Here is a 9345-nt window from a genome sequence, read left to right as displayed (position 1 = left end):
GGATCCGAAGACCGGACCGGGCCCGACGACCGGGCCGGGGCCGGGCGCAAGGCCGGGCCGGAGGCCGAGGCAAGGTCCCGGGCCCGGGCCGAGTCCGAAGGCGAAGCCGGGACCAGTTCCGACGCCCACTCCGAGCCCGAGGCTGACGCCGAGCCCACGGTCGGGGCCGAGCCTTGGCGTGAGCCGGTGGGTGACGCCCGGGCCGAGTCGGCGGGCCAGGCCTCCGAGGGGCCTCAGGGCTCGGTGGGCTCGGACGCGGTCACGCGGGGCCCGGAGGGCCGGCAGGGCTCGCAGGCGGTCGGCGTCCCGGATGTCACCGGGATGACCGACACCGCCCGGCACCCCGGTGGCAGGCGAGGTCGGGGGCGGTCGCCTGTGGTGGTCGCGGCCGTGGCCGCCGCCGTGTTGCTGGTGGGTGGGGGCGGGGTCGTGCTCGCCTCGGATCCCGGGGGGCGTACGGCCTCGTCCGGTGGGCACGGCACGCCGCGGCCGCTCGTCCTCGACGGGTACACCGCCCCCGGCTCCGGCGGCGCGGGCGGTACGAACGGGATCGCGCCCGGTGAGCCCAACCCGTACGGCACGGTCTACCGGGTGGACGGCCCCCTGCCCGACGGGCCCGGCTCGGCGCCGGTGTACCGGGCGCGTGGCGACGTCGGCCGGGACGAGGTGGCCCGGCTCGCCGAGGCGCTCGGCGTCGACGGCACGCCGGTGGCCGACGCCCAGGCGTGGCGGGTCGGGTCCGGTAAGGACGGTTCCGGGCCGGTCCTCCGCGTCGAGCGGAAGGCACCGGGCGCCTGGACGTTCAGCCGGTACGCGCCGGGCTCCGACGACTGCAAGGGCGCCCAGTGCACGAACCACCCGGCGACCCCGCCCGCCACCCCGGTGAACACGGCGACGGCGCTGAAGGCGGCGGCCCCGGTGCTCAAGGCCCTGGGCCAGGACGACGCCAAGGCGGAGGCCACCCAGACCATGGGTGACCTCCGGGTCGTCAACGCCGATCCGCGGATCGGCGGGCTGCCCACATACGGCTGGGCGACCGGCCTGAACATCGACCGGCAGGGCGAGGTGGTCGGCGGCAGCGGTCGGCTGAAGGCGCCGGTGAAGGGCGACACCTACCCGGTGCTGAGCGCGCGCAGGACGCTGGACCTGATGAACGGCGCCCTGCGGCGGGCCGGCCACCGCGTGGGCATCGGCGGCTGCGCCACCCCCGTACCGCACAAGGACCGTCTGGAGGCGCCGTGCGGGACGTCGAACACCGCCCCCGACACGGAGGCTCCCGCCCCGGAGGACGCCGTCGCCATCGGCAAGGCGGTCTTCGGTCTTGCCGCGTACTCCTCCGAGGGACAGCAGACGCTCGTCCCGTCCTGGCTCTTCGAGGTCCGGCCGCAGGACGGGCAGGGCGCCGGTTCCACGGTGACGTATCCGGCCGTCGAACCGGAGTACCTGACCTCGACCCCGCCGCCCTCCGGGCAGCCCCGGCCGACGAGTCCGGCGCCGAGGCACTCGGACGGCGCCCCGGTCACGCGTGACGTGAAGGTGACCGGCTACCGCGTCGACGGAGAGGAGCTGACCGTCCGCTTCGAGGGCGGGGTGTGCGCCGACTACCGGGCGTCGGCGCGGGAGAGCTCCGGCCGGGTGACGGTCACCGTGACCGAGACCGCGTGGCCGGACACGGTCTGCATCATGATCGCCGAGGAGTACCACCGCACCGTGCGCCTGGACCGGCCGCTCGACGACCGCGAGGTGGTCGGCTCCGACGGGCAGGCCATCCCCCTGGAGCGGCCGGGGGCACGGCTGCCGGGGTCGCCCTCGCTCGCCCGCTGACACCGGCGCGGGCCCGCGGGCGCGGGAGCAGAACGAAGGCGGCGGACCCGTGAAAGGGTCCGCCGCCTTCCGTGTCCTACCGTGCCCGGATCAGCTGAAGGAGTCGCCGCAGGCGCAGGAACCGGTCGCGTTCGGGTTGTCGATCGTGAAGCCCTGCTTCTCGATGGTGTCCACGAAGTCGATGGTGGCGCCGCCCAGGTAGGGCGCGCTCATGCGGTCGGTGACGACCTTGACCCCGCCGAAGTCCTTCTCCACGTCGCCGTCGAGGGAACGCTCGTCGAAGAAGAGCTGGTAGCGCAGGCCGGAGCAGCCACCGGGCTGGACGGCGACGCGCAGGGCGAGATCGTCACGGCCTTCCTGGTCGAGCAGGGCCTTGACCTTGGACGCGGCGGCGTCGGTCAGGATGATGCCGTCGGTGACGGTGGTGGTCTCGTCCGATACGGACATCTACATCTCTCCCGGGTTGTACGGAGACTGCTTGCCGACGAGTGCAACCGGCAAGGCCGCGGAATCATTCCGGGCCGGGCGCGTGCTTTTTCTCTTCTCCAGGCTCGTCCACTTCATGCTCGCACACGAGTGGGAATGCGGCTCCGACGCCGGGATTCACGTCACATGGACACTATGGCGATCGTCAAAGTGACGTGAAGCAGCTATCATAGATAGCGTCAATTCGACGAAAAGTAGAAAGGGTGCGTGTCGTGACCACCGCCCAGACCCAGGACCTCGACGTCCAGCCGACGCCGCTCGCCCTCCTGCTGCTCGGCCGCGAGGCCGACCCGAAGAGCGAGCGCGGCGTCGAGTGCCCCGGTGACCTGCCCGCCCCGTCCGACCCGGACCTGGTGGCACGGGCCCGCGCGGCCAAGGAGAAGCTCGGCAGCAAGGTCTTCGTGCTCGGCCACCACTACCAGCGCGACGAGGTCATCCAGTTCGCCGACGTCACGGGCGACTCCTTCAAGCTGGCCCGGGAGGCGGCCGCGCGCCCGGAGGCCGAGTACATCGTGTTCTGCGGTGTGCACTTCATGGCCGAGTCCGCGGACATCCTGACGTCCGACGAGCAGAAGGTGGTCCTGCCGGACCTGGCGGCCGGCTGCTCCATGGCCGACATGGCCACGGCCGAGCAGGTCGCCGAGTGCTGGGACGTGCTCACCGAGGCCGGGATCGCCGACCAGGTCGTGCCGGTGTCGTACATGAACTCCTCCGCCGACATCAAGGCCTTCACGGGCAAGCACGGTGGCACGATCTGTACGTCGTCGAACGCGAAGAGGGCGCTGGAGTGGGCCTTCGAGCAGGGCGAGAAGGTCCTGTTCCTGCCCGACCAGCACCTGGGCCGGAACACGGCCGTACGGGACATGGGCATGTCGCTGGACGACTGCGTCGTCTACAACCCGCACAAGCCGAACGGCGGCCTGACCGCCGAGGAGCTGCGAGCGGCGAAGATGATCCTGTGGCGGGGCCACTGCTCGGTGCACGGCCGCTTCAGCCTGGACTCGGTGAACGACGTCCGCGGGCGGATCCCCGGGGTGAACGTGCTGGTGCACCCCGAGTGCCGGCACGAGGTCGTGGCCGCGGCGGACCACGTCGGTTCGACCGAGTACATCATCAACAAGCTCGACGCCGCGCCCGCCGGCTCCAAGTGGGCCATCGGCACGGAGCTGAACCTGGTACGCCGGCTGGCGAACCGTTACGCCTCCGAGGACAAGGAGATCGTCTTCCTCGACAAGACGGTCTGCTTCTGCTCCACGATGAACCGCATCGACCTGCCCCACCTGGTCTGGGCCCTGGAGTCCCTCGCCGAGGGCAACCTGGTCAACCGCATCCAGGTGGACAAGGAGACGGAGGACCACGCCAAGCTCGCCCTGGAACGCATGCTGGCGCTGCCGTAGCGGCTCCGCGGCCCCCGCGCCGCGGTTCCGACGGGAAAGGCCCGGTCCACGAGCGTGGACCGGGCCTTCGCGTTGCTCACACGGTGTGCCTACACGCCGGCGGTTTCCAGCACCTTCTCCTCCGTCGCCGCCCGCCTCGCCGCGCGCTTCTTCGCGCGGCGCTCCTTGCGGAGTTCCAGCATGGCGTAGAGCGTCGGGACCAGGAGCAGGGTCAGCAGGGTGGAGGTGATCAGGCCGCCGATCACGACCACGGCCAGCGGCTGGGCGATGAAGCCGCCCTCGCCGGTGACGCCCAGGGCCATCGGAAGCAGGGCGAAGATCGTGGCCAGGGCCGTCATGAGGATCGGGCGCAGACGGTGACGGCCGCCTTCCACCACAGCCTCGACGATCCCGTAACCGCGCTCGCGGTACTGGTTGACGAGGTCGATCAGCACGATCGCGTTGGTCACCACGATGCCGATCAGCATCAGCATGCCGATCATCGCCGGGACACCCATCGGCGTGCCGGTGACGATCAGCAGACCCAGCGCGCCGGTGGCCGCGAACGGGATGGAGACCAGCAGGATCAGCGGCTGGGCCAGCGAGCGGAAGGTCGCGACCAGCAGCATGAAGACGATCGCAATCGCCGCCAGCATGGCCAGGCCCAGGTTCTTGAAGGCGTCGTCCTGGTCGGAGGTGACGCCCCCGATCTCGGCCGTCGCGCCCGCGGGCAGCTTCAGCGCGTCGATCTTGGACTGGAGGTCCGCGCTGACCGCGCCGGTGTTGTCACCGGTCGGCTTGGCCGTGATCGTGGCGGCACGCTGACCGTCGATCCGGGTCATCGACACCGGCCCGTCGACCAGCTTGACGGTCGCGATGTCGCCGAGCTTCACCGGGCCGAGCCGCAGGTTCTTCAGCTCGTCCAGGGTCGTCGCGGGCTTCGCCGACCGGATGACGACGTTCCGCTCGGTGTCGTCCAGCATCGCCTTGGCCGCGTTGGTGCCCTTGACCGCCTGGGTGACGGCCATGCCGAGGCTCTGGTCGGTGAAGCCGGCCGCCGCCGCCTTGTCGTTGGCCCGCACCGAGATGCGCGGCACGCTCTGCGACAGGTCGCTGGTGACGTCGGTGACGTCGTCCAGCTTGGCGACCGCCGTGCGGACCTGCTCGGCGGCCCGGCGCAGCGCGTCGGAGTCACCCGCCTTGACGACCACCTTCAGATCCTGGTCGCCGAAGCCGCTGCCGGCCGCGACCGTGGTGGTGCCGATGCCGGACAGCTTGTGCAGGCGGTCCTCGATACGGGTGCGCACGTCGTCGGCGGACGCGGAGTCCTCGATCATCACCTGGTAGGAGGCCCGGTTGGTGTCCGTGCCGCCGCCGAAGGCCGCCATGAAGCCGGAAGAGCCGATCGTGACCTGGTAGTCCTTGACCCCGTCGACCTCGGCGAGCTCGCGCTCGACCTTGCGGGCCGCGGCGTCCGTCGCCGCCAGGCTGGTGCCCGGCATGAGCTGCTGCTTGACGCTGAGGACCTTCTGGTCGCCGGGGTCGAAGAAGTTCGTCTTCAGCAGCGGGGTCATGCCGAAGGTGACGAACAGGACGACGACCGCGATCAGCACGCTGGTCAGCCGGCGCCGGGTGGCGAAGCGCAGGACGGGGACGTAGAGGCGCTGGAGGCGGCTGGCGGCCTCCTTCTCCTCCGCCCGGCGGCGGGCCTCCTCGGCCTCGGCGGGCGTGCCCTTCGGCGCGCGCAGGAACCAGTACGAGAGCACCGGCACGACCGTCAGCGACACCAGCAGCGAGGCCAGCAGGGCCGCGGTGACGGTGAGGCTGAACGGGCCGAACAGCTCGCCCACCATGCCGCCGACCAGGCCGATCGGCAGGAACACGGCGACGGTGGTGAGCGTGGAGGAGGTCACCGCGCCGGCCACCTCGCGCACCGCGGTGAGGATGGCCTCGCGGCGCTCCTCGCCGTAGCCGAGGTGGCGCTTGATGTTCTCCAGGACCACGATCGAGTCGTCGACGACCCGGCCGATGGCGATGGTGAGCGCGCCCAGCGTCAGCATGTTCAGCGACAGGTCGCGGGTCCACAGCACGATCAGCGCGAGGACCACGGAGAGCGGGATCGACACCGCCGTCACGAGCGTGGAGCGGACCGAGGCCAGGAAGGCCAGGATGACCAGGACCGCGAAGAGCAGGCCGAGCGCGCCCTCGGTGGTCAGGCCGTCGATGGCCTTGGCCACGGCCGGACCCTGGTCGCTGACGACAGTGATCTTCGCCCCGGAGCCGAGCGCGTCGCGCAGCGCGGGCAGCTTGTCCTCGACGGCGTTCGAGATGGCGACCGCGCTGCCGTCGTGGTCCATGGTGACGACGACGGAGAGGCTGGGCTTTCCGTCGGTACGGGTGATGGAGTCGGCCTTGGCCGGCTCCTGCTTGACGGTGGCGACGTCGCCGAGCCGGACCGGCTTCTTCGCGCCCGCGCCCGCGGCCTCGCCGGCGACCATCAGGTCCTGGATCTGCTTCAGCGAGGTGAAGCCGCCGCCGACCTGGACGGTGCGGTTGGCGCCGTCCTCGTCGAAGGAACCGGCCGGGAGGGTGGCGCCGCCCGCCTGGAGGGCCTGGCTCAGGGCGGCGGAGCTGAGGCCGGCCGCGGCGAGCTTCTTGTCGTCGGGGGTGACGGTGACCTGGAGGTCCCGTACGCCGTCGACGGTGACCTGGCCCACGCCGTCGATGTTCTTCAGCTCCGGCACGACCGCCTTGTCGAGCTGGTCGGCCAGGGCCTGCTGGTCCTTGTCGGAGGTGACGGCGAGGACGACGGTGGGCATGTCGTCGGTGGAACCGGCCACCACCTGCGGGTCGACGTCGCTCGGGAGCTGGGCGCGGGCCCGGTTGACGGCCTGCTGGACGTCGGCGACGAGCTGCTTGGTGTTGTTGCCGTAGTCGAAGGACGCCATGAGCACGGCGTTGCCCTCGCTGGCCGTGGAGGTGACGCCAGTGATGCCGTCGACGGCCTTGAGGCTGTTCTCGAGCGGCTCGACGACCTGCTTCTCCACGACGTCCGGGGACGCGCCCTGGTAGGGCGCCAGGACGGACACGATGGGAAGCTCGATGCTGGGCAGGAGCTGCTGCTTGAGCTGGGGTATCGCGATCGCCCCGAAGACGAGTGCGACGATCGACATCAGCCCGATCAGGGCCCGTTGCGCGAGGCTGAATCTGGACAGCCAGGACATGGGTCAGGGTCTCTATTCTGTGAGCGGCAGGCGGCACGGGCGCACACAGGGAGCGCCACCCCTACACCTTCGGGCACGCGCGGACGCGGATCCGTAGCCCCCTGGTCCATTTCCGCGGCGGCACCTACTCCCTGCGCAGTACGCGCGGGTGCGCGGCGCTCCACCCCTGGACGTACCGCCGCCCGGGCCGCTCACTGCGGCCTGGGACGCACCAGTCCGGACTCGTAGGCGATGACCACGAGCTGTGCCCGGTCGCGGGCGCCGAGCTTGGCCATGGCCCGGTTGACGTGGGTCTTCACAGTCAGCGGGCTGACCTCCAGGCGCTCGGCGATCTCGTCGTTGGAGTAGCCGCCGGCGACCTGGACGAGCACCTCGCGCTCCCGCACGGTCAGCGCGTCCAGCCGGCTGGGGCGGGCCCGGTCGCGGCCGTCGTCCGACGCGTCGCCCTGGGCGAGGAAGCGGGCGATCAGGCCCTTGGTGGCCACGGGGGACAGCAGCGCGTCCCCCTGCGCCGCGATCCGGATGGCGTTCAGCAGCTCCTCGGGCTCGCTGCCCTTGCCGAGGAAGCCGCTGGCGCCCGCGCGCAGCGAGCGCACCACGTAGTCGTCCACCTCGAAGGTGGTCAGGATGACCACGTGCACCTGGGCGAGGGAGGGGTCGGCGCTGATCATGCGGGTGGCCGCGAGGCCGTCGGTGCCGGGCATGCGGATGTCCATCAGCACCACGTCGGCCCGCTGTTCCTTGGCGAGCCGTACGGCCTCGGCGCCGTCGGACGCCTCCCCCACCACCTCCATGTCCGGCTCGGAGTCGACGAGCACCCGGAAGGCACTGCGCAGCAGCGCCTGGTCGTCGGCGAGCAGGACACGGATCGTCATACGGGGTCCCCCGGGGCGCGCGTGCGGGTCTCGACCGGCAGGATCGCATGGACGCGGAAGCCGCCGCCGTAGCGGGGGCCGGTGGTGAGGGTGCCGACCAGGGCGGTGACCCGCTCGCGCATGCCCAGCAGCCCGTGTCCGCCGCCCGGCTGTGCTCCCACGGTCCGGCCGGCGCCGTCGTCCAGGACCGTGATCTCGATGTGCGGTCCGACGCGTACGACACTGACCTCGGCCTTCGCCTGCGTGCCCGCGTGCTTCTGCACATTGGTGAGGGCCTCCTGGATGACCCGGAACGCGGCCAGGTCGACGGCGGCCGGCAGGGTGGTGCCGTGGTCGGCGCGGGCGACCTCGACGTGCAGTCCGGCGCTGCGGAAGGTGCCGACGAGCTCGTCGAGGCGGTCGAGTCCTGGGGCCGGTTCCGTGGGGGCCTCCGGGTCGCCGGACTGCCGGAGCAGGCCCACGGTGGCGCGCAGTTCGTCGAGCGCGGAGCGGCTGGCCTCCCGGACGTGGCCGAGGGCCTCCTTGGCCTGGTCGGGCCGCTTGTCCATGACGTGGGCCGCCACGCCGGCCTGCACATTGACCAGGGCGATGTGGTGGGCGACGACATCGTGCAGGTCGCGGGCGATGCGCAGGCGCTCCTCGGCGACCCGGCGGCGGGCCTCCTCCTCGCGGGTGCGCTCGGCGCGCTCGGCGCGTTCCCGGATGGCGTGCACGAAGGCCCGGCGGCTGCGCACGGCGTCACCGCCGGCGGCTGCCATGCCGGTCCAGGCGAAGATCGCCAGGTTCTCCTGCGCGTACCAGGGCATCGGCCCGGCGAGCATGGCGGCGCCGGTCAGCACGGTCATGGTGGTCAGGCCCAGGCGCAGGGTGGTGAGACGGTCGGTGACGGCCGCGACGGTGAAGAGGGCGACCACGGCGGACATCGCGACGGGGGCGCGGGGGTCCCCGGTGACGAACTCGACGACGGACATGGTGCCGGTGACAGCGAGGACGGTGCGGGGGGCGCGGCGGCGGAGTACGAGCGCGGCGGCGCCGAGGACCATGAGGAGCAGGCTGAGCAGATCCGGCCGGCGCACGCCCCAGCTCACGACGTGGTCGCCGCGCGGACCCACGAAGGAGCCGACCACCATGCACACGAGGACGCCGGCCGCGAGGGCCGCGTCCAGTGCGAGGGGATGCGCCTTCAGCCGGCATCGAGCGCGGTCCAGGGTGGTCACGCCTGCCTACGGTACGGGGTCCGGGCGGCGGGGGGACGGGGGCGTCCGGGGCGGGGACGACAGCCTGGGGCGCGGGAGCGGCGGTGTCCGGCACGGGAACGGCAGCGTCTGGGCACAGGAACGGCGCTGCCCGGCACGGGGTCGGCGACAACCGGAGCGAGACGGCGGCATCCGGCCCAGGGAGGCGCTGTCCGGCACGGGAACGGCAGCGTCCAGGCGTAGGGACGGCGCTGCCCGGCGCGAAAACGGCGACAACCGGCACAGGACGCCGCTGCCCAGCATGGGACCCGCAGTGTCCGGCACGAGAACGCCGCTGCCCGGCACGGGAACGGCGACAACCGGG

The 9345-nt window shown here is 72.1% G+C and carries 6 protein-coding genes; 2 read left to right on the top strand and 4 right to left on the bottom strand.

Annotated features, from left to right (window positions below):
* Positions 1 to 1824 (top strand): hypothetical protein (locus tag ACF09J_RS01295; protein WP_392303299.1); only part of this gene is annotated, 1824 nt, incomplete at its 5' end.
* Positions 1825 to 1914: 90 nt separating this feature from the next.
* Here the strand turns inward: ACF09J_RS01295 and ACF09J_RS01290 are convergent.
* A complete protein-coding gene (locus ACF09J_RS01290) occupies positions 1915 to 2271 on the bottom strand; it encodes an iron-sulfur cluster assembly accessory protein (RefSeq protein WP_006135694.1) in 357 nt (118 codons plus the stop codon).
* A 242-nt stretch (positions 2272 to 2513) separates the two neighbouring features.
* Between ACF09J_RS01290 and nadA the strand changes: the two genes are divergently transcribed.
* Complete coding sequence (nadA, locus tag ACF09J_RS01285; protein WP_392303298.1) at positions 2514 to 3707, top strand: quinolinate synthase NadA; 1194 nt, start codon at positions 2514 to 2516, stop codon at positions 3705 to 3707.
* A gap of 89 nt (positions 3708 to 3796) precedes the next feature.
* On the opposite strand, the gene ACF09J_RS01280 is transcribed toward nadA, so the two are convergent.
* The 3 genes from ACF09J_RS01280 to ACF09J_RS01270 form a co-directional block, all read right to left on the bottom strand.
* A complete protein-coding gene (locus tag ACF09J_RS01280; RefSeq protein ID WP_392303297.1) occupies positions 3797 to 6910 on the bottom strand; it encodes an efflux RND transporter permease subunit in 3114 nt (1037 codons plus the stop codon).
* 191 nt (positions 6911 to 7101) lie between these two features.
* Positions 7102 to 7785, bottom strand: coding sequence for a response regulator (locus ACF09J_RS01275; RefSeq protein WP_392303296.1), 684 nt, complete (start codon positions 7783 to 7785; stop codon positions 7102 to 7104).
* On the bottom strand, positions 7782 to 9002 hold the full coding sequence (locus tag ACF09J_RS01270; RefSeq protein WP_392303295.1) for a sensor histidine kinase: 1221 nt from the start codon (positions 9000 to 9002) through the stop codon (positions 7782 to 7784). The genes ACF09J_RS01275 and ACF09J_RS01270 overlap by 4 nt, the downstream gene beginning before the upstream one ends.
* Positions 9003 to 9345: the final 343 nt, after the last annotated feature.

The sequence above is a fragment of the Streptomyces sp. NPDC014889 genome, assembly GCF_043081205.1.
Lineage (GTDB): Bacteria > Actinomycetota > Actinomycetes > Streptomycetales > Streptomycetaceae > Streptomyces.
This window is presented reverse-complemented; position numbering and strand designations above follow the sequence as displayed.